The sequence below is a fragment of the Streptomyces vastus genome, from assembly GCF_039532825.1.
Classification (GTDB): domain Bacteria; phylum Actinomycetota; class Actinomycetes; order Streptomycetales; family Streptomycetaceae; genus Streptomyces; species Streptomyces vastus.
The window spans coordinates 88,957-110,181 of sequence record NZ_BAAASJ010000104.1; the positions used below are offsets into that span (position 1 = coordinate 88,957).

General features: G+C 70.2%; 19 protein-coding genes. 7 read left to right on the forward strand and 12 right to left on the reverse strand.

The genetic code is table 11. The features are described 5' to 3' along the window. Positions 1-107 precede the first annotated feature (107 nt). The 4 genes from ABD357_RS33405 (at position 108) to ABD357_RS33420 (ending at position 3,828) form a co-directional block, all read left to right on the forward strand. Positions 108-1,667 carry a flavin-containing monooxygenase gene (locus ABD357_RS33405; protein ID WP_344394881.1) on the forward strand — a complete coding sequence of 520 codons (1,560 nt, stop codon included), beginning with the start codon at positions 108-110 and terminating at the stop codon, positions 1,665-1,667. Continuing rightward, on the forward strand, positions 1,664-2,587 hold the full coding sequence (locus ABD357_RS33410) for an alpha/beta fold hydrolase (RefSeq protein ID WP_344394883.1): 924 nt from the start codon (positions 1,664-1,666) through the stop codon (positions 2,585-2,587). Before ABD357_RS33405 ends, ABD357_RS33410 begins: the two co-directional genes overlap by 4 nt. Beyond that, a complete protein-coding gene (locus ABD357_RS33415) occupies positions 2,584-3,465 on the forward strand; it encodes an SDR family oxidoreductase (protein WP_344394885.1) in 882 nt (293 codons plus the stop codon). The genes ABD357_RS33410 and ABD357_RS33415 overlap by 4 nt, the downstream gene beginning before the upstream one ends. A gap of 90 nt (positions 3,466-3,555) precedes the next feature. Next, positions 3,556-3,828: a hypothetical protein gene (locus tag ABD357_RS33420; RefSeq protein WP_344394887.1), complete on the forward strand. Its 273-nt coding sequence runs from the start codon at positions 3,556-3,558 to the stop codon at positions 3,826-3,828. Positions 3,829-3,878: 50 nt separating this feature from the next. Here the strand turns inward: ABD357_RS33420 and ABD357_RS33425 are convergent, their stop codons facing one another. After that, entirely contained in the window at positions 3,879-7,175 is a 3,297-nt protein-coding gene (locus ABD357_RS33425) for a S41 family peptidase (protein WP_344394889.1), read from the reverse strand. Between the two features lie 223 nt (positions 7,176-7,398). On the opposite strand from ABD357_RS33425, the gene ABD357_RS33430 reads away from it, so the two are divergent. Both ABD357_RS33430 and ABD357_RS33435 read left to right on the forward strand, forming a co-directional pair. After that, positions 7,399-7,989: a TetR/AcrR family transcriptional regulator gene (locus tag ABD357_RS33430; protein WP_344394891.1), complete on the forward strand. Its 591-nt coding sequence runs from the start codon at positions 7,399-7,401 to the stop codon at positions 7,987-7,989. A gap of 150 nt (positions 7,990-8,139) precedes the next feature. Next, positions 8,140-10,407, forward strand: coding sequence for an MMPL family transporter (locus tag ABD357_RS33435; RefSeq protein WP_344394893.1), 2,268 nt, complete (start codon positions 8,140-8,142; stop codon positions 10,405-10,407). A gap of 113 nt (positions 10,408-10,520) precedes the next feature. Here ABD357_RS33435 and ABD357_RS33440 read toward each other — a convergent pair whose 3' ends face one another. Next, positions 10,521-11,117 carry a Uma2 family endonuclease gene (locus ABD357_RS33440; RefSeq protein WP_344394895.1) on the reverse strand — a complete coding sequence of 199 codons (597 nt, stop codon included), beginning with the start codon at positions 11,115-11,117 and terminating at the stop codon, positions 10,521-10,523. Positions 11,118-11,587: 470 nt separating this feature from the next. On the opposite strand from ABD357_RS33440, the gene ABD357_RS33445 reads away from it, so the two are divergent. Then, on the forward strand, positions 11,588-12,091 hold the full coding sequence (locus tag ABD357_RS33445) for a YbaK/EbsC family protein (protein WP_344394897.1): 504 nt from the start codon (positions 11,588-11,590) through the stop codon (positions 12,089-12,091). A 405-nt stretch (positions 12,092-12,496) separates the two neighbouring features. Here ABD357_RS33445 and ABD357_RS33450 read toward each other — a convergent pair whose 3' ends face one another. The 10 genes from ABD357_RS33450 to ABD357_RS33495 all read right to left on the reverse strand — a co-directional run bounded on the left by ABD357_RS33450 (position 12,497) and on the right by ABD357_RS33495 (position 21,173). Then, positions 12,497-12,940 carry a hypothetical protein gene (locus ABD357_RS33450; protein WP_344394899.1) on the reverse strand — a complete coding sequence of 148 codons (444 nt, stop codon included), beginning with the start codon at positions 12,938-12,940 and terminating at the stop codon, positions 12,497-12,499. Between the two features lie 471 nt (positions 12,941-13,411). Continuing rightward, entirely contained in the window at positions 13,412-15,001 is a 1,590-nt protein-coding gene (locus tag ABD357_RS33455; RefSeq protein ID WP_344394901.1) for an alpha/beta hydrolase, read from the reverse strand. 462 nt (positions 15,002-15,463) lie between these two features. Beyond that, a complete protein-coding gene (locus tag ABD357_RS33460) occupies positions 15,464-15,646 on the reverse strand; it encodes a hypothetical protein (RefSeq protein ID WP_344394903.1) in 183 nt (60 codons plus the stop codon). Between the two features lie 85 nt (positions 15,647-15,731). Continuing rightward, positions 15,732-16,331 carry an SAM-dependent methyltransferase gene (locus ABD357_RS33465; RefSeq protein ID WP_344394905.1) on the reverse strand — a complete coding sequence of 200 codons (600 nt, stop codon included), beginning with the start codon at positions 16,329-16,331 and terminating at the stop codon, positions 15,732-15,734. A gap of 20 nt (positions 16,332-16,351) precedes the next feature. Continuing rightward, positions 16,352-17,518, reverse strand: a complete 1,167-nt coding sequence (locus ABD357_RS33470; protein WP_344394907.1) for a serine hydrolase domain-containing protein — start codon at positions 17,516-17,518, stop codon at positions 16,352-16,354. A 63-nt stretch (positions 17,519-17,581) separates the two neighbouring features. Beyond that, positions 17,582-18,031, reverse strand: coding sequence for an organic hydroperoxide resistance protein (locus ABD357_RS33475; RefSeq protein ID WP_344394909.1), 450 nt, complete (start codon positions 18,029-18,031; stop codon positions 17,582-17,584). A gap of 131 nt (positions 18,032-18,162) precedes the next feature. Continuing rightward, a complete protein-coding gene (locus ABD357_RS33480; RefSeq protein WP_344394911.1) occupies positions 18,163-18,618 on the reverse strand; it encodes a MarR family winged helix-turn-helix transcriptional regulator in 456 nt (151 codons plus the stop codon). Next, positions 18,615-19,373: an energy-coupling factor ABC transporter ATP-binding protein gene (locus tag ABD357_RS33485; protein ID WP_344394913.1), complete on the reverse strand. Its 759-nt coding sequence runs from the start codon at positions 19,371-19,373 to the stop codon at positions 18,615-18,617. The genes ABD357_RS33480 and ABD357_RS33485 overlap by 4 nt, the downstream gene beginning before the upstream one ends. Next, positions 19,361-20,122, reverse strand: coding sequence for a cobalt ECF transporter T component CbiQ (gene cbiQ, locus ABD357_RS33490; protein ID WP_344394915.1), 762 nt, complete (start codon positions 20,120-20,122; stop codon positions 19,361-19,363). The genes ABD357_RS33485 and cbiQ overlap by 13 nt, the downstream gene beginning before the upstream one ends. Before the next feature lies 1 nt (position 20,123). Then, positions 20,124-21,173, reverse strand: a complete 1,050-nt coding sequence (locus ABD357_RS33495; RefSeq protein WP_344394916.1) for an energy-coupling factor ABC transporter permease — start codon at positions 21,171-21,173, stop codon at positions 20,124-20,126. Between the last annotated feature and the right edge of the window lie 52 nt (positions 21,174-21,225).

The following is a 21,225-nucleotide window of genomic DNA, read 5'->3' on the forward strand; positions in this document are numbered from 1 at the left end:
GGACCCTACCCAGGAGTATGGCGTTCCCCTTACTCTCCCCATTGCGCCAGTGTTCACTGGCATGGTCGCGCTGGGCAGGGGCAAGGATGGACCAGGGAGGGGTCGGGATGACCGGACAGGAGCGCGAGCACGACGAGCACGCGGCCGAAGGTGTGCGGCATGTGCGCGTGGCGGTGGTCGGGTCCGGGTTCGGTGGGCTCGGGGCCGCCGTGCGGCTGCGGCGGGAAGGGATCACCGACTTCGTCGTGCTCGAACGGGCCGGCAGTGTCGGCGGCACCTGGCGGGACAACAGCTATCCCGGCTGCGCCTGCGACGTACCGTCCCACCTGTACTCGTTCTCCTTCGCCCCCAATCCCGACTGGCCGCGCACCTTTTCGGGGCAGGAGCACATCCGCGCGTACCTGGAGCACGTCTCGGATGTCTTCCGGCTCCGCCCCCACCTCCGCTTCAATTCCGAGGTGAAGAGGATGACTTGGGACGGCGAGCGGCTGCGCTGGGAGATCGAGACCAGCAGCGGCAACCTCACCGCCGATGTCGTCGTCTCCGCCACCGGGCCGCTCTCCGAGCCCCGGGTGCCGGACATCGCCGGGCTCGACACCTTCCCCGGCGCGGTCTTCCACTCGGCCCGCTGGGACCACGACTACGACCTGCGCGGCAAGCGGGTCGCGGTCGTCGGTACGGGCGCCTCGGCCATCCAGATCGTGCCCGAGCTCCAGCCCCGGGTCTCCCGGCTCACAGTTTTCCAGCGGACCCCGCCGTGGGTGCTGCCGCGCGTCGACCGGGCGATCAGCGGAGTCGAGCGCCTGCTGCACCGGCAGTTGCCCTTCACTGCGAAGGCCCGGCGCGGGCTCCTGTGGGGCCTGAGGGAGTTGCAGGTCCAGGCGTTCACCAAGCACCCGGGGGAGCTGGGCCTGGTCGAGCAGTTCGCACGGCTGAACATGGCCCGCGCCATCAAGGACCCGGCGCTGCGGGCCAAGTTGACGCCCGACTACCGCATCGGCTGCAAACGCATCCTGCTCTCCAGCGACTACTACCCGGCGCTCGCCAGGCCCAATGTGGACGTCGTCGCCTCCGGGCTCACTCAGATCCAGGGCAGCACCGTCATCGCCGTCGACGGCAGCCGCACCGAGGCCGACGTGATCGTCTTCGGTACGGGCTTCCACGTCACCGACCTGCCGATCGCCGAGCGTGTCGTGGGCGCGGACGGCCGCACCCTCGCCGAGGCCTGGGCGACCGGCATGCAGTCGCTGCGCGGTGCGAGTGCCGCCGGGTTCCCCAACTGGATGTCGATCATCGGCCCGAACACGGGCCTCGGGAACTCCTCCATGATCCTCATGATCGAGTCCCAGCTGAACTACATGGCCGACTATCTGCGGCAGTTGGACGTCCTCGGCGGACGGGTCGCCCTGGACGCCCGCCCGAGCGCCGTCAGCGCTTGGAACGACAAGGTCCAGGAGCGCATGAAGCGCACTGTGTGGAGCACGGGCGGCTGCACCAGCTGGTATCTCGACGCGAACGGCCGCAACACGACCATCTGGCCCGGTACGACGACGGAGTTCCGCAGCGCGACACGACGCGTCAACCTCGCGGAGTACGAAGTGCTCCGGGGATCCTGGACCCGTACCGACGACATCCAAGGCGAGCAGAAGGTGGAGGCCGGCGCGTGAGCCGACTGACGCATGTGAAGAGTGGTCCCTACTCCCCGCCTGCCCCGGTAAGGGAGTTGACCGCGGTCTCCGCCGACGGCGCGCGGCTGCACGTCGAGGTGCACGGACCCGAGGACGGGCCCGCCGTGGTGCTCGCGCACGGCTGGACCTGCTCGACCGCCTACTGGGCGGCACAGATACGGGATCTCGCCGCCGACCATCGGGTCATCGCGTACGACCAGCGTGGGCACGGGCGGAGTCCCGCGCACGCCACCTGCACCACTGACGCGCTCGCCGACGACCTGGAGGCCGTGCTCGCGGCCACCCTCGAGTCGGGCGAGAAGGCTGTGGTGGTGGGGCACTCCATGGGAGGGATGACGCTGATCGCCGCCTCCGATCGGGCGCGTCTGAGGGAGCATGCGGCGGCCGTGCTGCTGTGCAGCACGGGCAGTTCGCGGCTGGTCGCCGAGTCGCTGGTGGTGCCGCTGCGGGCCGGGCGGCTGCGGGCCTGGCTCACCCGGCGCATCCTGGGGGCGCGGGCGCCGATGGGGCCGGTCACGCCGATCGCCCGGCGGATCCTCAAGTACGCGACGATGGGCCCCGGTTCGGCCCCGGAGATGGTCGAGGCGTGTGCGCGCATCGTGCACGCGTGTCCGCGCCGGGTGCGGTACGCCTGGTCGCACGTACTGGACGCACTCGAACTCGACCATGCAGTACGGGAGTTGACCATGCCGACGGCTGTGATCGTGGGCACGGCAGACCGCATGACGCCCGTCGTCCACGCACGCCAACTGGCCGCCGCGCTGCCCGACTGTGTCGGCCTCACCGAGCTGCCCGGGATCGGGCACATGACCCCCGTCGAGGTGCCCGAGCTGGTCAGCGGGCGGATCCGGGAACTCGCGGCCACCTATGTGCGGGCCGAATTGAAGGAGGGCGCATGAGGAGCGGGGCGAGCCTGGAGGGACAGGTCGCCGTCGTCACGGGAGCGGCGCGGGGCGTCGGCGAACTCCTCGCCCGCAAGCTCTCCGCGCGCGGCGCGAAGGTCGCGCTCGTCGGTCTGGAACCGGAGGAGCTGAAGCGGGTCGCCGGGCGGCTGCACACCGAGGGCGGCCACTGGTACGCCGACGTCACCGACCACGAGGCGATGGTCCGGGTCGCGGCCGAGGTCGAGGAGCGGTTCGGGAAGGTCGACATCGTCGTCGCCAACGCGGGCGTCGCGACCGGCGGGACCTTCGCCGGCTCCGACCCCGAGGCCTGGCGCCGCGTCATCGAGGTCAACCTCATCGGCTCGGCGGTGACGGCCCGCGCCTTCATGCCCGCCCTCCTCGCGAGCCGCGGGTATCTGCTGCAGATCGCCTCGCTCGCCGCGCTCACGCCCGCGCCGATGATGACGGCGTACTGCGCGTCCAAGGCGGGCGTGGAGGCGTACGCGCACAGCCTGCGCACCGAGGTCGGCCACAAGGGCGTGCGCGTCGGGGTCGGTTATCTGTCGTGGACCGACACCGACATGGTGCGCGGGGCCGATCAGGACGACGTGATGCGGGAGTTGAGGCAGCGGATGCCGTGGCCGGCCGGCAAGACGTATCCGCTGGGGCCCGCCGTCGACCGGATCGTGGCCGGCATCGAGCGGCGGTCGAATCATGTGTACGGGCAGTGGTGGCTGCGCGGTGTGCAAGGTGTACGGGGCTGTCTGCCGGGGATCGTCGCGACGGTGGGGCGGCGGGAGATGAGGCGGTTCGAGCCACGGCTCGGGAAGGTCCGTACGGGGCTTGTCGGAGCTGGTGGGGCTGCTGACGAAGAGGCGCGGCACGGTGCGTAACGGTACGTAACTAACCGAAATGCGCGCTTTGTCGGTCCGTGTGAATCTGGTCGTGGCCCCATCCCCTCACCCACCACGGGAGTGAATCTCATGGGCACGAAGGACCAGTTCCAGGACAAGGCCGAGAAGCTTCAGCAGAACGCGAAGAAGAAGATGAGCGAGGGCCGGGACGAAAGCGAGCGCGGCCGGATGACACCGGAGGAGCGCGAGCGCCGGATGACGCCGGAGGAGCGGGAGCGGGCCCAGCACGAGGATGCCCGGCGCCGTCGGCAGGAGCAGCAGCGTGGGCGTCAGGAGCAGGATCCGACGCGGCGGGCGCAGCAGGCGGAGCAGGACCGGCTCGATCAGGACTATGACATCTGATCGCTGAGCCTGCGTGAGCAGTAAGGGGCGTCCTCAATGGAGGGCGCCCCTTACGCAGTGCCCCTGGGCGGCAGTTTCGGGCGGGTTCGGTTCGGAACGTGCTGGTGGTCAGGGGGAGTTGCTGCCGGGTGGTCGGTCAGCAGGTTCAGGGCCAGGTGGACCGCGTCGGCCAGTTGGGCGTGGCGGCCCTCCGCCCAGTCCAGCGGGGTGCGCAGCACGGGCAGGTCTGGGCTGACGCCGTGGTTCTCGACGGACCAGCCGTACGCGTCGAACCAGGCGGCGTTCATGGGAACCGTGATGACCGTGCCGTCGCCGAGACGGTGCCGGCCGGTCATGCCGACGACGCCGCCCCAGGTGCGCTGGCCCACCACCGGGCCGAGCTTGAGGAGTTTGAAGGCGGCCGTGATCATGTCGCCGTCCGAGGACGTCATTTCGTCGGCGAGCGCGACGACGGGACCGCGCGGGGCGTTGGAGGCGTACGACACCGGCTGGGCGTTGCGCGTCACGTCCCAGCCCAGGATCGTACGGGTGAGCTTCTCGACGACCAGCTCGCTGATGTGGCCGCCGGCGTTGCCGCGTACGTCGACGATCAGGGCGGGCCGGGACATCTCCATGCGCAGATCGCGGTTGAACTGGGCCCAGCCCGAGCCGCCCATGTCCGGGATGTGCAGATACCCGCACTTGCCGTGGCTCAACTCCCGTACGACATCACGGCGTTTGGCCACCCAGTCCTGGTAGCGCAGGGGCCGCTCGTCGATCAACGGCACGACCGCGACCCGGCGCGCATGCCCCTCGCCGTCCGCCGACGCAAAGGTCAGTTCCACCGTCGTGCCGCCCGCCCCCGCCAGGAGCGGATACGGTCCGGCGACCGGATCGACCGGCCGGCCGTCGACGTGGGTGAGCACCGCGCCTTCGCGGATGCCCGTACCGGCCAGCGGTGAACGAGCCCTGGAGTCGGACGACTCGCCGGGCAGTATCCGCCTCACCGTCCAACTGCCATCTGTGTGCGCGAAGTTGGCGCCCAGCATGCCTTGTGCGCGCTGGTAGTGCGGCGGCCCTTCGTTACGGCGCGCGGGAATGACGTACGCATGGGACGTGCCCAGCTCGCCCAGGACCTCGCGCAGCAGATCGGCGAACTCGTCGGGGGAGGCGACCCGTTCGACCAGCGGCCGGTACTGGTCCAGCACCGCGTCCCAGTCGATGCCACACATCTTCGGCTCCCAGAAGTACGCGCGGATCAGGCGGCCGGCCTCCTCGTACGACTGCCGCCACTCGGCGGCCGGGTCGACGTGGTGCAGGATGCGGCGCGAGTCGATCCACACGGTCGTGTCGAGGTCGCCGGACTCGGTGGAGGGGACGGCCCGCAGATCGCCCTCGTCGACGACGACGAGCCGCGAGCCGTCGCCGCTGACCGCGAACGAGTCGAGGTGGTCGACGAGTTCGGACTTCTTCGCCTTGCTGATGTTGAAGTATTCCAGCGTGGGCCGCCCGGAGGTGTCGTCCGGGTTGACGAAGGTCTCGCCGAGCGCGCCGGAGATCGGCCAGCGCAGCCAGACCAGTCCGCCGCCCGCGACCGGGTACAGCGCCGAGTACTTGGAGGCGGGCACCGGGAAGGGCGTGACGCGGTTCGCCAGGCCTTCGGTCTCGACGGTGACCGCGGCGCCGTCGCCGGTGTCCTCCTCGACCACGTCCAGGCCGCCCGCGGCCGGGCGTCCCTCGGGGGTCAGCGCGAAGGGGGAGGGCGTCGCGGACGACAGGGGGACCAGATACGGGCGGCAGCCCAGCGGGAAGGACAGGTCGCCGGTGTGCACGTCGTACACCGGGTCGAAGCCGCGCCAGGACAGGAACGCGAGGAAGCGGCCGTCCCGCGTGAATACCGGCCCCTCGTCCTCGAAGCGGCCGTTGGTGACGTCGACGATCGTGCGCACTCCTGGACCTTCGGCTCCCGGCCCTTCGATCCGCGCGATCTTGATCTGCCGCAGGGACCGGCCGATGCCCGGGTGTGACCAGGTCAGCCAGGCGCCGTCGGGGGAGAAGGCGAGGTCGCGCACGGGCCCGTTGATGGACTGGATCAGCTCGGTGACCTCGCCGCCTTCGGGCTCCTCGGCCGTGTCGATGAGGAGCAGCCGCCCGTCGTGGGCCGCGATCGCGAGCCGTTCCCCCTGCGGATCCGACACGAGTTCCAGTACGCGGCCCAGCCGGCCGGAGGCGAGCCGGCGCGGGGCGCGGGCGCCGGTCGCGCCGGGCAGGTGCGCGATCTCGACGGCGTCCTCGCCCTCCGCGTCCGTCACATACGCCAGCCGCCCGCTCGAGCCGAGCATCTCCGGCAGCCGTACGCGTACGCCCGGAGTGTCCGCGATGGTGCGCGCCGGGCCGTCGCGGTGCGTGAGCCAGTACAGGCTGCCGCGTACGACGACGGCACTGGCCCGGCCCGTCTCGTCCACGGAGAGCCCGTCGACGTGCTGTCCGGCCGGCACCTGGTACGGGCGGCGCCCCGCACGCGGCCCGCCCAGGCGCACATCCAAGCGGCGGGGCGCGGAGCCGGCGGACAGGTCGTCGACGATCCACACCTCGCCCGCGCACTGGTAGACGACGCGGGTGCCGTCGCTGGAGGCATGGCGGGCGTAGATGGCGTCGTGGTCGGTGTGGCGGCGCAGGTCGGAGCCGTCGTGCAGGCACGAGTAGAGGTTGCCGACGCCCTCGTGGTCACAGAGGAAGGCGATCCGCTCGCCGACGAACATCGGCGCGTCCAGGTGCCCGTCGAGTTCGTCGAGGATGCGTTGCCCGTGCAGCCAGAGGCGTCCCGCGGCGCCGCCGCGGTAGCGCTTCCAGGCGGCGGGCTCGTGCGGAGGCGTGCCGGTGAGCAGCAGCGTCTTGTGCTCGCCGGCGACGTCGGCGACCGCGATGTGCGAGACCGGGCCCCAGGGGAGCTTGCCGCCGGGGTCGCCGTCGACCGGGAGCTTGTAGGCCCAGGTGAAGTGGGCGAAGGGCTCGCCGTGCGAGGCGACGGCGAGGATGTCGCCGTCGGGCGTCCAGCCGCAGACCCGGGTGTCGGGGCTGCCCCAGTAGGTGAGCCTTCGGGCGGGGCCGCCGTCCACCGGGGCGAGGTGGATCTCCGGGTCGAGGCTGCGCCACGTCGTGTACGCGATGTGCCGGCCGTCGGGCGAGAAGCGCGGGTGCCCGACCTTCGTACGGTCGACGGTGAGCCGCCAGGCCCGGCCGGGGCGGTCGAGGGGGGCCACCCAGAGGTCGTCCTCGACCACGAAGCAGAGCCGGTCGCCGCTGAGGTGCGGGAAGCGCAGATAGCCGCTGGCCGGCACGGTCGGGTTTTCCTGCCTGTCGTTCACCTACCCATGCTTTGACGGGGGAGGGAGACCGGCAACTCGTGGCGAGGGTTGACGGGTGGGTACGTGATTCAGGACACGTACGAAACGGTTTCGTTTCGCAGATTCGTCGATGTATCTTCAGAGGCGTACGAAACCGTTTCGTTCGGCTAGTGCGGTCTGCAGGCCTGCATGCGTGGGTTTGTAGCCTGGCGCTCCGAGCGTTGGAGCAGGAGAGGTGAGTGCGATGACTGAAGCCGCGACGGTGCGCCGCAGTCGGATCACGCCCGAGCGTGAGGCCGAGCTGTACGGGGCCGTGCTCGACCTGCTCCGGGAGGTCGGCTACGACGCCCTGACCATGGACGCCGTGGCCGCCCGCACCCGGTCCAGCAAGGCGACGCTCTACCGCCAGTGGGGCGGCAAGGCCGAGCTGGTGGCCAAGGCGCTCCGGCATCACAAGCGGATTGACCCGGCCGGCATCGACACCGGCTCTCTGCGGGGCGACTTCCATGCCATGGCGCTGCGTGAGGACGACTGCTCCATGGAGCAGGACACCGCGCTGATGCGGAGCCTGGTCATGGCGGTCCACAGCAACCCGGAACTCCTCAAGGCGTTCCGGGAATGGCTCATCGAGCCCGAGGTGTCAGAGATTCGCAAGGTCTTGCAGCGTGCCGTCGACCGGGGTGAGATCCGTGCGGACAACCCCGCGATGGATTACGTGCTGCACATGATGCTCGGCGCCTTCATCGCCCGGAACATGATCGACGAGCTGCCGCCGACCCAGGCGTACCTCATTTCGTACTTCGACGCCGTGGTCCTCCCCGCTCTCGGCGTCTGACCCTCAACCACCTTCCAGAATTACCCAGTTGCACCTGACGCGACCTCCCCCAGCTCTCGGCTGCGCTCGAGCCGGGCGGTGCCCCCCTCGTCGTCGGGCTGATCACCCCTGCCCTGTACCACCCCACGACCTGACCGGGAGTACTCCCTCGTGGCTACGTTCCTCTGCAAACTCGGCCGACTCGCCTTCCGGCGACGGCACTTCGTCGCACTGATATGGGTGGCGCTGCTGACGCTCGCGGGTGTCGGCGCGGCCTCCGCACCCGCCCCGGGCGCCACCTCCTTCTCCATCCCCGGCACCGAGGCGCAGAAGGCCTTCGACCTGCTGGAGCAGCGATTCCCCGGCGCCAGCGCCGACGGAGGAACCGGGCGCATCGTCTTCAAGGCGCCCGAGGGCCAGAAGATGACGGACGCCGACAACAAGGCGACCGTCGCGAAGACCGTCGAGGAACTGGGCGACGGCTTCGAAGTCGTCTCCGTCACCGACCCGTTCACGACGAACGCCGTGAGCAAGGACGGCACGGTCGCCTATACGTCGGTGAGGTACGACGCTCCCGGCATGGAGCTGAAGGACTCGACCAGGGACGCCCTCGAGGCGGCCGCGGACGAGGCGCGGGCCACCGGGCTGACCGTCGACGTCGGAGGTGACGCCCTGCAGGCCGCGGCCGAGCCGGGGGCGATCGGAGAGGCCATCGGTCTCGCCATCGCCGCCCTCGTCCTCGTCCTCACCCTGGGCTCGCTGGTCGCGGCCGGACTGCCGCTGCTGACCGCGATCATCGGCGTCGGCATCGGCGTCGCCACCATCACCGCCCTCGCCAACGCGCTCGACCTCGGCGACACCACCTCCACACTCGCGTTGATGATCGGCCTCGCGGTCGGCATCGACTACGCGCTGTTCATCGTCTCGCGCTACCGGGGCGAGCTGGCCGACGGCCGTGACCGCGAGGAGGCGGCAGGCCGGGCCACCGGCACCGCCGGCTCGGCGGTGGTCTTCGCGGGTCTCACGGTCGTGATCGCCCTGGCGGGCCTCTCGGTCGTCGGCGTCCCGATGCTGACCAAGATGGGCCTCGCGGCGGCGGGCACGGTCGTGGTGGCCGTCCTCATAGCGCTGACCATGATCCCGGCGCTGCTCGGGTACGCGGGCAGGAAGGTCCGGCCGGCGGGCGAGAAGCGCAAGGCGCGCGGCGGCGACAAGGCCGTGCAGTCGGAGAAGTCCGAGAAGTCTGAGCCGTCCAAGACCCAGTCCAAGCCCGGCATGGGCACCCGTTGGGCGAGCTTCGTCATCCGCCGTCCGGTCGCCGTGCTGCTGCTCGGCGTGGTCGGTCTGGGTGCGATCGCCGTCCCGGCCACCCAGCTGGAACTTGGCCTGCCCGACGACGGCTCGCAGCCGACGTCCACCACACAGCGCCGCGCCTACGACCTGCTGTCGGAGGGCTTCGGCCCCGGCTTCAACGGCCCCCTGATGATCGTGGTCGACGCCAAGGACAGCGACGACCCCAAGGCGGCGGCCACCACGGTCACCGACGGGATCAAGGGCCTCAACGACGTCGTGACGGTGACCCCGGCGGCGTTCAACAAAGCCGGCGACACGGCGACGATCACCGTGATCCCGGACTCCAAGCCGTCCTCGGTACAGACCGAGGACCTGGTGCACGCCATCCGTGACCAGGGCACCGACGTCAAGGCCGACACGGGCGCGAGGGTCCTGGTCACCGGCACCACCGCGATGAACATCGACTTCTCGCAGAAGCTCACCGACGCGCTGGTCCCGTACCTGGCCCTCGTGGTCGGCCTCGCCTTCGTCCTCCTGATCGTGATCTTCCGCTCGATCCTGGTCCCGCTGAAGGCGGCCCTCGGCTTCCTGCTCAGCGTGCTCGCCGCGCTCGGTGCAGTGGTCGCGGTCTTCCAGTGGGGGTGGCTCGGCGGCCTGCTCGGCGTCGAGGAGACCGGCCCGATCATGTCGATGATGCCGATCTTCATGGTGGGCGTGGTCTTCGGTCTCGCGATGGACTACGAGGTGTTCCTCGTGACCCGCATGCGGGAGGCGTACGTCCACGGCGAGTCGCCGAGCCAGGCCATCGTGACCGGCTTCCGGCACAGTGCCCGGGTCGTGGCCGCCGCCGCGGTCATCATGATGGCCGTCTTCGGCGGCTTCATCACCTCCAGCGAGTCGATGATCAAGATGATCGGCTTCGGCCTCGCGATCGCCGTCTTCTTCGACGCGTTCGTGGTCCGCATGGCGATCGTCCCGGCGGTGCTCGCCCTGCTCGGCAAGAAGGCCTGGTGGCTCCCGAAGTGGCTGGACCGCGCGCTGCCGAACGTCGACGTCGAGGGTGAGGCGCTCCGCACCCACGAGACCGACGGTCCGAAGGACCAGGACCAGGACGAGGACGAGGACCGGGAGTTGGTACGGGTCTGAGGCCGCGGGTCTGAAGCCTCACCTGAACGGGCAGGGCGCCCCACGCATTGGTGGGGCGCCCTGTCGCGATGCCTTCCCCTCGGCCGGGGCCCTGCTCGAAGCAACCTGCTGCGCTACTGGCTTGAGTAGCGCGGCAGGTTCTCCGTGGAGATCGTCCACTCGGCGATGGTGACGTCTTCGCCGTACACGAAGTCCTTGCGGGTGGCGTAGCGCGGGCCGTTCGGGGTCGAGTGGATGTCGGAAAGGACGGCGCCCTCGCCGGTGCGGGGGTCGAAGATCACGTAGATGGGGATGCCGAGCAGGGGATAGTCGCGCACCTTGCTGACCCAGTCGTTGTCCGGGTTGGAGCGCGAGACGACTTCGATGGCGGCGATGAGCGTGCGCGGATCGAAGGAACCCGGGACGTCCATGTCCTCCATGGAGATCACCATGACGTCGGGATGGCGCATGATGCCTTCGGATTCGGCTTCGACGTCAGGCGTTCCCGTATGGGCGACCAGCTCTTCCGGCATGACCTTCTCGAGGCGCTTCCGGATGTGCAGAGTGGTCATCTCATGAGGGCCGATGGGCGCCATCATGTCGTGGACGATCCCTTCCTTGGTGATCTCGAACTTGCCGGGAAGCGTGTCGTCCATCGACTCCAGGAACTCACGCATCGCCTGGTAACGGTGGTGAGCGTCGGGCCGCGCGTCGTCAGAGGCGATGGTCATGGCGCTCGCTCCTCGTGGTCTGTGCCCAGGGGCAAGGATCGTCACGTCCATGCTAGGCGGCCCCTTTCTGACCGGAGCGGCAGTCGCGACAGCGACAGCGGCCGGGTCCCGGGGCCGGGGCGCGGTAGCAGCCGTCGCAGATCCGGAACGGGCCAGGACGGCGTGGTGCACGGACGCGCCTGGGCGCACGAGGGCGCGCTAGGGTTCTGCGTATCCATCGGGAAGGTTCCTGCTTCCCGCTGGTCAGGCCCTCGATCGGGATTGCAGTCCTGGACGGGGGCCGTCGCATGTGTGCGGTTGTTTGCGGCGAGCATATGCCCGTCAACCAATCGAAAAGCCAGCCGAGTTGGCGCTTGTCATCCTTGTGGGCGACCGGCCTCGCGCTGCTGACGTGGGGCGTGCCCGGCGCGCACGCCCCAAGCGGAGAACTCGGTCGCATGTCCCGTACATGCGCCGCTAGCGTGCCGTGCATGACCGCCGCTGAAGAGCAGAACGCCGCGCATCCCCGTTTCGCCGAAGCCCTGCGTGAGCTGGGCCTGGATGACCTGCCCCCGCAGATCCGCCGCTTTCCGGACGCGACCCGTACCGCCGCAGAGGCCGCCGCGGCGATCGACTGCGAGTTGAGCCAGATCTGCAAGTCGCTGATCTTCGCAGCGGACGGGGTGCCGGTCCTCGTTCTCATGGACGGGGCTTCCCGCGTGGACCTGGAGCTGGTCCGGAGGGAACTCGGCGCCGAGAAGGTCACGCGGGCCAGGGCGGACCTCGTTCGGGAGACGACGGGGTACGCGATCGGGGGCGTACCGCCCTTCGGGCACCGGACCAAGACCCGTGTTCTGGCGGACCGTTCACTGCTCGACCACGACATCGTGTGGGCCGCCGCGGGCACCCCGTACGCCGTCTTCCCCATGGACCCGAAGACCCTCATCGCGCACGCGGGCGCCGCACTGGTGGACGTACGCGAGCAGTCCGAGTGACACCACTCGTCGCAGCAGCCGTCCTGCTCGCCGCCCGTCACCCACGCGAGCTGGAACGCGATCGCGCACGAAATCACCGACTAGCTCGCCGGGTTCACACTGATCGCCGGCGGCGGGACGCTGATCGGGCTGCCATGGTTCATGGTCATCTTGTGATGCCGTAGAGGGTGAGGACTCGGTGCCGGTCGGTGCTGACACCACTCCGCCGCCGCGGTCAGCGAGTCGTTCCCGGTCGGCGTCATCGCGCATACGGCCAGGGCCAGCAGTGAGGGCAACGCGCAGCGGAACCGCAATGGGAGAACCGCCGGGGCCCTGGGTGCGTGCCGGGGCCCCGGACGATGCACACGTCGGATACGGCGAGGCCCGGCCGCATACGGATGCGGCCGGGCCGGAGGCGGTGGCTGATCAGGCTTCGGGACAGAGTGTGTTGCGCAGCCCGATGTTGAGGTGACGTGCGTCGTCCTCGGTCAGCATGACGCCGTCGTAGGAGAACAGTTCCCTTGCGCTGTTGACCGTGTCCGAGACACCGCCATCGAGGTTCACACACTGGTAGCGCGCCTTTTCGATGGCCTTGTCCTCGTCTTGGACGAGCTTGGGATTGACGTCCTTCATGGCCGCGATGACGGCGGTTCTCTTGTCGCCGGTGGGCTCGGGGAGGGCGACCTTGTCGGCCTCGGAGGTGTCACTGCTGTCCGCGGTGTTCGGAGCCGCAAGTTCGGTGTTCGGAGCCGCCGGTGCGCTGCTCGGGGCGGTGTCGGCCTCGCTGTCGGTGCCGTTGTCGCTGCTACAGCCGACAAGGCTGACGGCGAGTACGGCGGTGACGGCTGCGGTGGTGGTACGGATACGCATGATTCCCCCCTGGATGTTGTACGTCCGGGGGACATCATGCACAGGCGAGGTGCTGGGGGGCTGAGTGGTCACACGACTGTGACACGACAAAGCCCAGGTCGGGACTCTGCCTGAACCCCGGCCCCGCTCCGGCCGGCGGGTGGCCGTCCACCAGTTCAGGGCACCCTCGACACAAGATCACCGCGAACCACCGCAGGCCGTCTGGTCAGTCAAGCCCTGCTCATGCGGTAATAACTTCGCTGGGCCGGGGGCTGGCTGAGGTCATGCCGTCCACCCACGCCACCCGCGTCACCCTCAAACTACCCCCACCGGCGACGGCCCTGGCATCCCGTCGTACATCACGTCCGTGGACGTGACCGATGCCGAACACCGCCCGGCCCGCCTCGGTGAGTTCGCCCGGCAGGCCGCCGATCGGGTAGTCCAGCCCCGTTACAGCCGTCCCTGGCAACGACGTGCTGTTCGGCGGCTGCGTCAACGGCCTGTGTGAGCCGCTGCCGTCGCCGCGAAGGGTGGGGTGTCCTGTTCGCATGTGGCGCCGGCGGGCGGGAGAGCGCCGCCGAGGAAGTAGCGGACCGCATGGCGGCCGACACAGCTGCTGGGATTGTCCAGTGCGGTGTGGCCGTACCCCTTCAGCGTGAGCAGTCGTGCGTCAGCCAGTTCCCTGGCCATTGCCTCGCCGTCCTGATAGGGCGTGGCGGGGTCGTAGGTGGGATTGACCACGAGGATCGGATGCGCGGTGGGCCTGTTCCACGGTCCGAGGTACTTGTCGGCTGCCGTGGCCGGCCAGGTCGAGCAGGGCTCGTTGGCCCATGCCCACCAGTGCCCGAGGTCCCCTGCACGCTTCGCGCTGAACCTGTCGAGCTCGGCGTACCGTTGCGGATCACGCGGGTTGGGGCTCTCCGCGCAGAGCACGGCGAGCGGTTGCTCGAAACCGGGGTACGACGGGTGGCCGGGAGGCGCCTCCGGCTCCTCGGGGGTGCGGCCCTCCCAGAGCGCCTGCAGCGTGTCGGCGGTGTCGGTCCATCCCGGGTGGACCGTGTAGAGGCCGCCGCGAACCTCGCTGACGGTCTTCGCGTAGGTCCATGCTCCCTGGGGCCGTTGTGCCAGACGCCGCATCAGTTCGTCGAACTTGGCACGGGTCTTCGCCGGGCTGTCGGCGGAGAAGGCGCAGCGGCTCGCCGAGGCGCGCCCGCACAGATCCAGGAACTGCCCCAGAGTTGCGGCCGAGCCGAGATCCGACTCCAGGCGCAGGAACGTGCTGAGCCTCGGTTCCTGCCGGGAACCGTTGTTGGCCCAGGCCCGGGGGCCGACGTTGCCGTCCAGCACCAGGCGTCCGACCTTGGACGGGAACAGGTTCGCGTAGGTGGCGCCCAGGAAGGTGCCGTACGAGACGCCCCAGTAGCGCAGTTGCTTTTCGCCGACCGCCCGCCGCAGCCAGTCGAGATCACGCGCGGTGTCGGCTGTCGAGACGTGGCGCAGCAGTTCCGGCACCCGTTGCTCGCAGCGACGGCCGAGGTCGGCGTAGGCGGCGATGAACTCCTTGCGCTGCTGTCTGCCGACGGGGAAGGGAGGAACGTCCGCGATCCAGTTCTCCGCTTCTTCGGTGTCGGTGAAGCACCGCACCGCGGTGCTTTCACCAATACCGCGAGGATCCCAGCTCACGATGTCGAACCGCTGCCGCAGTTCCTCGGGGAACTTCTCGTACTGTGCCGGAAGCCCCACCGTTCCCGCACCTCCGGGCCCGCCGGGGTTGAAGAACAACGAACCGATACGACGACCCGGACCGGTCGCGCGGGCCCTGATCACCGCAAGTTCGAGGGTGGGGCGTCCGGCACGGAAGCCGGAGTAATCCAGCGGCACTTGCGTCGTGGCGCAATCGAACCCTTGCTGCGCGTCGCCCGTGCAGGGCTGCCAGTCCAGGGCCGACCCCGGACCGCCGACAGGAGGCCCTCCGCGAGAGGGCTCTGCCGCGACGGTGCCAGTCACCACACTGGAGACGAGCACGGCCCCTGCGGCGCACACGACACCGCGGCGCAGCCAACTCCTCGTCAATCCTGACATGTGCAAACCCTTCTGGATGATGACGCGCAGCGGGCACCGTCACAGGCGAGCGCAATGCCATCCGACCGGCCGCCCGGGCCATGGGCAACACACCGAGACTGAACGGGTGACGAGTGCCTGCCATCCGCACCCGTGCCGGTTCGCGGGCCCGGACGGCTGCCGAGTCGGGAACCTGCCACAGCGGGTGGGCGCCGGTGGCGGTGAAGACCGGGTGCGCATGCCCGCTGCCGCCGGCTGGTGGCGGACTCGGCCCGCCGGCTCGACTACGGGATCATGGCGGGCGACCCGGCCGGCGCCCAGCGCCGCTCGGCCCCGAGAACGATGTCAGTCAAGCTTTGCTCATGCGGAAATAACTTCGCTGACCAGGGGGCTGTATGAGGCACTCCCGTACGCCCCGGTCTCGTCGCGCGCCATGAGAGCGTGTTGAGATCTGCCGCTTCGTCGGGTCAGTTGACGACGTTCTCAACCCAGCGTGAGCCATCGGATGCCCAGGCGGCTGACGTCCAATGCTTCCTCCCTGGTGATCGGCTCACGCCCCGTCGCCTTGCGCAGGAAGCGAAGCTGACCCCATCCCAGGTTCTCCAGTGCAGCTGCCCCATCCGGGCCCTGGGCGACGGCCAGGCAGACCAGCTCGGCGTCCGTCACCTCTGCCGTGCGGGCAGGATCCGGTCCGTCAACTCCACGTACAGTGCGATGAGGAGAGTGTCCAGATCGGTGTCCACGACGACCCTCACGCCGCGACGGCGGCGCGGTGCAGCGTGAACCAGAAGGTCGGGACCGGATTCGTGCCGGGCGTCACGTCGGTCAGCTGCCACCCGGCGAACCTGGCGCGGAGTTCGTCCGCGGTAACGCAGGAGATCGGGTCGTCGAACGCTTCGGGGCCGTACCCGAACATCAACAGCTGCGCTCCCGGGGCGGCGCGCGTCGTGAGCCCGGCGGCGTAGGCGTCGCGGCGGTGCGGCGGAATGCCGCAGTAGCAGCTCAGGTCGAAGAACAGGTCGTACGGGCCGGGCACGCCCACCTCGTCGAGCCGGGTGGCGTCCCCGCACAGCACCGTGACGTCCACCCCCGCCGCGTCGGCCTTCTTCCGGGCCTGCCGGACCGCGCGGTCGACCAGGTCGACGGCCGCCACCCGCCAGCCGTGCCGGGCCAGGTACACCGCGTCCAGCGGAGCGCCTAGCTCCCCGCCTTGAGCATCGCAGCCACGAGCGGCCCAGCGGCTTCGCCGTGGTCGTGGGCATCGGGCTGATGCTGCACGCGGGTTGAGCCCGGTGGACCGCGCAGGGAGTCTGGCCCGGTCGGCCACGACGATCCCGGCCCGGTCGGCCACGACGAATGCCGCCCGGTCGGCTACGACGACTGCGCCGTCCTGACCGCCCGCACCAACGCCTGCGCCCGCGGATCCGCCGTAACCGTCTTACGGAAGCCGTTCGTCACATAGCCGAGCGCGATGCCCGACTCGGGGTCGGCGAAGCCGAGGGCGCCGCCTCGGCCCGGGTGGCCGAAGGAGCCGGGGGACAGGAAGGGGGAGGCCGAGCTGTGGAGCATGTAGCCGAAGCCGAAGTGGGTGTTGATCACCAGGATTCGGTCGGGCCCCGCGGATTCCTCCGTGCGGGCCGCTGCCAGTGTCGACGGCGTGAACAGGGCCGGTACGCCGTCCACTTCGCCGATCAGCGAGGCGTAGAAGCGGGCCAGTCCGTCCGCCGTCGCGATGCCGTTCGTAGCGGGGAGCGCGGCCGCGCGGTACGCCGGGTCGTTCTGGTCGGGGAACGGGGTGATCGCGGCGAAGGCCCGCCGGGTGAGGGAGGAGGGGTCCTCGTATGCCTCGGAGACCGTGCGCTTGGGGCGCGTACGCAGACCTCCGGCATGCGCAGGTGTCTCGAGCCGGCCGACCCGGCCCACGCGGCCCGCCTCCCCTTCCGGCAGCCCGATCCAAAGGTCCAGGCCCAGCGGGGCGGCGATCTCGTCGGCGGTCCACTCCCCGATTCCCCGGCCCGTCACCCGCCGCACCAGCTCATCGGTCAGCCAGCCGTACGTCAGCGCGTGATACCCGTGGCCGGTACCCGGCTCCCACACCGGGGCCTGCCGCGCCACGGCCTCGGCGCCCCGCAGCGGATCCAGCGCCTGAGCCGGAGTCAACGGCTCGTCCAGCACCGGCACTCCGGCCCGGTGCGACAGCACGTGCCGCACCAGCACCCGTTCCTTGCCCGCCGCCTTGAACTCGGGCCAGTACTCCGCCACCGGCGCGTCCAGGTCCAATTGCCCGCGCTGGTGCAGGAGGAGGGGTACGGCCGCGGCGACCCCCTTCGTCGCCGAGCGCACGATCTGGGCGGTCCCGCGCTCCCAGGGGGCCGGGGAATCCCCAACGTCCCGCAGCCCGCCCCACAGGTCGACGACCTTGCACCCGTCCCGGTACACGACCACCGCCGCGCCCCGCTCCCCGAGCGCCGTGAAGTTGCGTACGAACGCATCCCTGACCGGCTCGAAGCCCTCCGCCACCGTGCCGTTCACGTCCACGCCCGCACTCCCGTCCAGAAACAGCCGACCGTGGGGGCAACACCCGCCCGCCGCCCGCGATTCCTAACCCAGCAGGATCGTGACCTCGATGTTGCCCCGCGTCGCGTTCGAGTACGGGCAGACCTCGTGCGCCGCGTCCACCAGCTTCGACGCGATGCCCGCGTCGAGGACGGGCAGCGAGACGCTGAGGGCGACCGCGAGTCCGTAGCCCCGCTGCTTGTTCGGGCCGATGCCGACCTTCGCGGCGACCGTGGAGCCGGTGAGGTCGAAGCCGGCCCGGCGGCCGACGAGGACCAGCGCGTTGTGGAAGCAGGCGCTGAACCCGGCCGCGAACAGCTGCTCCGGATTCGTGCCGTTGCCGTCCCCGCCGAGCGCGGGCGGCAACGCGACCTTCAGCTCGATCTGGCCGTCCTGGCTGGTGACGTAGCCCTCGCGACCGCCGTGCGCGGTGGCCTCGGCGACGTACATGATCTTCGTTGGGCGGGTGTCGACGACAGCGGTGCCGTCAGTCATGGTTGGCCTCCCCCGGAAGCTGTATCAATGTGCGGCTCCGCCGCGTGGGCGCACAAGTACATCGTGCACAAGGTACTTGGCGGTAGCCGGGCCATTGTTACCAGGGGGTAGCAACCGTGGGTAACGCGAGATCAGCGGGTACGGTCCGCCGCGGCCTCCGCCTTTTCCGCCAACCGCCGCAACTCATCGCGCAACCGCGCGACCTCCGGCCCGCCGAGCCCTGTCGCCATGAGCAGTGCGCCCGGTACGCACTCCGCGCGCTCCCGCAGCTCCTCCCCGCGTCCCGTGACCGCGACGAGCACCGACCGCTCGTCCCGCGCCGACCGCTCACGCCGGACCAGGCCCGCTGCCTCCAGCCGCTTCAGGAGCGGGGACACGGTGCCGTAGTCGAGCCGCAGGGCTGCTGCCAGCTCCTTGACCGGCGTCTCGCCGCGCTCCCACAGGACCAGGAGAACGAGGTACTGGGGGTAGGTCAGGCCGAGCTCGTCGAGGAGTGGGCGGTACGCGGCCGTCACCGCGCGGTGGGCGGAATACAGCGCGAAGCACAGCTGGTCGTCCAGGAAGAGCGAGCCCTCGTCGTTCGTCACGCGCCCATTGTCACGGAGTGCGGATCGAAGCCGAAGGGCAACTCCAGGCGGTGCTCCCGCATCAGCTCCTCGTCGGAGAGCAGTTCACCCGTCTTCCCGTCCGCGGCGATCACGCCCTCGCTGAGGATCATGGAGCGGGGGCACAGCTCGAGGGCGTACGGCAGGTCGTGGGTGACCATGAGGACGGTGACGTCCAACGACCGCAGGATGTCGGCGAGTTCGCGCCGAGAGGCGGGGTCGAGGTTGGACGACGGCTCGTCGAGTACGAGGATCTCCGGCTCCATCGCGAGGACGGTCGCGACCGCCACCCGGCGCCGCTGGCCGAAGGAGAGGTGGTGCGGGGGGCGGTCCGCGAAGGCCTCCATGCCGACCCGCTCCAGCGCCGTACGCACCCGCGCCTCCAGCTCCGGGCCCTTCAGCCCGGCCGCCGCGGGTCCGAAGGCCACGTCCTCACGCACGGTCGGCATGAACAGCTGGTCGTCCGGGTCCTGGAAGACGATGCCGACCTTCCGCCGGATCTCGGCCATGTGCTTCTTGCCGACGGGCAGGCCGGCGACCGTCACGGTGCCGGTGCCGCCGGTCAGGATGCCGTTGAGGTGCAGCACGAGCGTGGTCTTCCCGGCGCCGTTCGGCCCGAGTAGCGCCACCCGTTCACCGCGCGCGATGGTGAAGTCGACGCCGAACAGGGCCTGATGCCCGTCGGGATAGGCGAAGGCGAGGCCCGAGACCTCCAGAGAAGCAGTCACAGAGTCCATCCCAACACGCAGACGAGGAGGGCGGCGAAGGGCAGGGCAAGGGCGTAAGACCACTGCGCCCGGGACGCGGTCACTTCGTCGATGACCGGCATGGAACCGGCGTAACCCCGGCTCACCATGGCGAGATGCACCCGCTCCCCGCGCTCGTACGACCGGATGAACAGCGCGCCCGCCGACTTGGCGAGGACGCCCCAGGACCGTACGCCCCGGGCCTCGAAGCCGCGCGACTCGCGGGCGATGCGCATGCGCCGCATCTCGTCCGCGATGACGTCGCCGTAGCGGATCATGAAGGAGGCGATCTGGACGAGAAGCGGGGGCAGTTTCAACCGCTGCAGCCCCAGGAGGAGTTCGCGCAGTTCGGTGGTCGAGGCGAGCAGTACGGAGGCGGCCACGCCGAGGGTGCCCTTGGCGAGTACGTTCCAGGCGCCCCACAGGCCGTTCACGCTCAGGGACAGCCCGAGGACGTCCACGCGCTCGCCCTGCGCCACGAACGGCATCAGCACCGCGAAGGCCACGAACGGCACCTCGATCAGGAGCCGCTTCAGCAGGAAGCCGGGCGGTACGCGGGCCGCGTACGCGACGGTCGCGAGCAGCGCGGCGTAGAGCGCGAAGGCCCACATCGCCTCGCGCGGCGTCGAGACGACGACGAGTACGAAGGCGAAGACGGCCGCGAGCTTGGTGTGCGGCGGCAGGGCGTGCACGGGCGAGTGCCCGTGCCGGTAGAGCTTGTGCGCGTGGCCCGCGCCCATGTCAGACGGTTTCCTCGACCTGCGAGGGCGAGGTCTCGGACGTACGGCGCTTGCGTACGGCCCAGGAGACGCCCGTGCCCGCGACCACCGTGACGCCCACGCCGATCACGCCCGCGAGGCCGCCGGAGACACGGGAGTCGGTGATGCCCTCGATGCCGTAGTCGGCCAGTGGGGAGTCGGCGGCGGCGTGGTCCTCGGCCTTGGCGTCGATGCCCTTGTCGGCGGCGACCTTCTCCAGGCCGTCGGGGCTGGCGGAGGCGTAGAAGCTGACGAATCCGGCGAGGACGAGGGAGGCGGCGAGGCCGGCGAGCAGGACCTTGCGGGGGGAGCGGGCGGCGACCGGGGCGGGTTCGGCGGCCGGGGCGTCGACCAGTTCGCCGTTCACGCGGAGCTTCAGCGGGGCGGTCAGTCCGCGGGCGCCGTACACGAGGTCCGGTCGTACGGCGATGACGGCGCCGACCGTGAGCGTGGTGATCGCGGCCTCGCCGATGCCGATGAGGACGTGGACGCCGACCATCGCGGTCAGGACCTGCCCGATGGGTACGTCCGTGGTGCCGCCGATCGCGTAGACGAGCGTGAAGGCCGCGGCGGCGGCCGGCACGGAGAGCACGGCGGCGACGAACGCGGAGACGGTAATGGAGCGGCGCTTCTTGGGCAGGAGTTTTACGAGGCCGCGGAATACGGCGTACGCCACGACCGTCGTGACCACCGCCATGATCGTGATGTTCACGCCGAGCGCGGTGAGGCCTCCGTCCGCGAAGAGGATGCCCTGCATGAGGAGGACGACCGAGACGCAGAGGACCCCTGTGTAGGGGCCCACGAGTATCGCGGCCAGCGCGCCGCCGAGGAGGTGGCCGCTGGTGCCTGCGGCGACCGGGAAGTTCAGCATCTGCACGGCGAAGATGAACGCGGCGACGAGGCCCGCGAGCGGGGCGGTCCGCTCATCGAGTTCGCGCCGGGCGCCGCGCAGGCTCACGGCGACGGCTCCGGCGGCGACGACTCCGGTGGCCAGGGAGACGGGGGCGTTGATGAATCCGTCGGGCACGTGCATGGATGGGCTCCGCTTCCGGGGTCCGGCCGGCTGGCTAACCGTTTGATGATAG

Bases quoted from the DNA above. Each gene is read 5' to 3' on its own strand.
- ABD357_RS33405 (WP_344394881.1), top strand. From the start codon at position 108: ATGACCGGACAGGAGCGCGAGCACGACGAGCACGCGGCCGAAGGTGTG.
- ABD357_RS33415 (WP_344394885.1), top strand. From the start codon at position 2,584: ATGAGGAGCGGGGCGAGCCTGGAGGGACAGGTCGCCGTCGTCACGGGA.
- ABD357_RS33420 (WP_344394887.1), top strand. From the start codon at position 3,556: ATGGGCACGAAGGACCAGTTCCAGGACAAGGCCGAGAAGCTTCAGCAG.
- ABD357_RS33430 (WP_344394891.1), top strand. From the start codon at position 7,399: ATGACTGAAGCCGCGACGGTGCGCCGCAGTCGGATCACGCCCGAGCGT.
- ABD357_RS33440 (WP_344394895.1), bottom strand. From the start codon at position 11,117: ATGACCATCGCCTCTGACGACGCGCGGCCCGACGCTCACCACCGTTAC.
- ABD357_RS33445 (WP_344394897.1), top strand. From the start codon at position 11,588: ATGACCGCCGCTGAAGAGCAGAACGCCGCGCATCCCCGTTTCGCCGAA.
- ABD357_RS33450 (WP_344394899.1), bottom strand. From the start codon at position 12,940: ATGCGTATCCGTACCACCACCGCAGCCGTCACCGCCGTACTCGCCGTC.
- ABD357_RS33455 (WP_344394901.1), bottom strand. From the start codon at position 15,001: ATGTCAGGATTGACGAGGAGTTGGCTGCGCCGCGGTGTCGTGTGCGCC.
- ABD357_RS33475 (WP_344394909.1), bottom strand. From the start codon at position 18,031: ATGACTGACGGCACCGCTGTCGTCGACACCCGCCCAACGAAGATCATG.
- ABD357_RS33485 (WP_344394913.1), bottom strand. From the start codon at position 19,373: ATGGACTCTGTGACTGCTTCTCTGGAGGTCTCGGGCCTCGCCTTCGCC.
- cbiQ (WP_344394915.1), bottom strand. From the start codon at position 20,122: ATGGGCGCGGGCCACGCGCACAAGCTCTACCGGCACGGGCACTCGCCC.
- ABD357_RS33495 (WP_344394916.1), bottom strand. From the start codon at position 21,173: ATGCACGTGCCCGACGGATTCATCAACGCCCCCGTCTCCCTGGCCACC.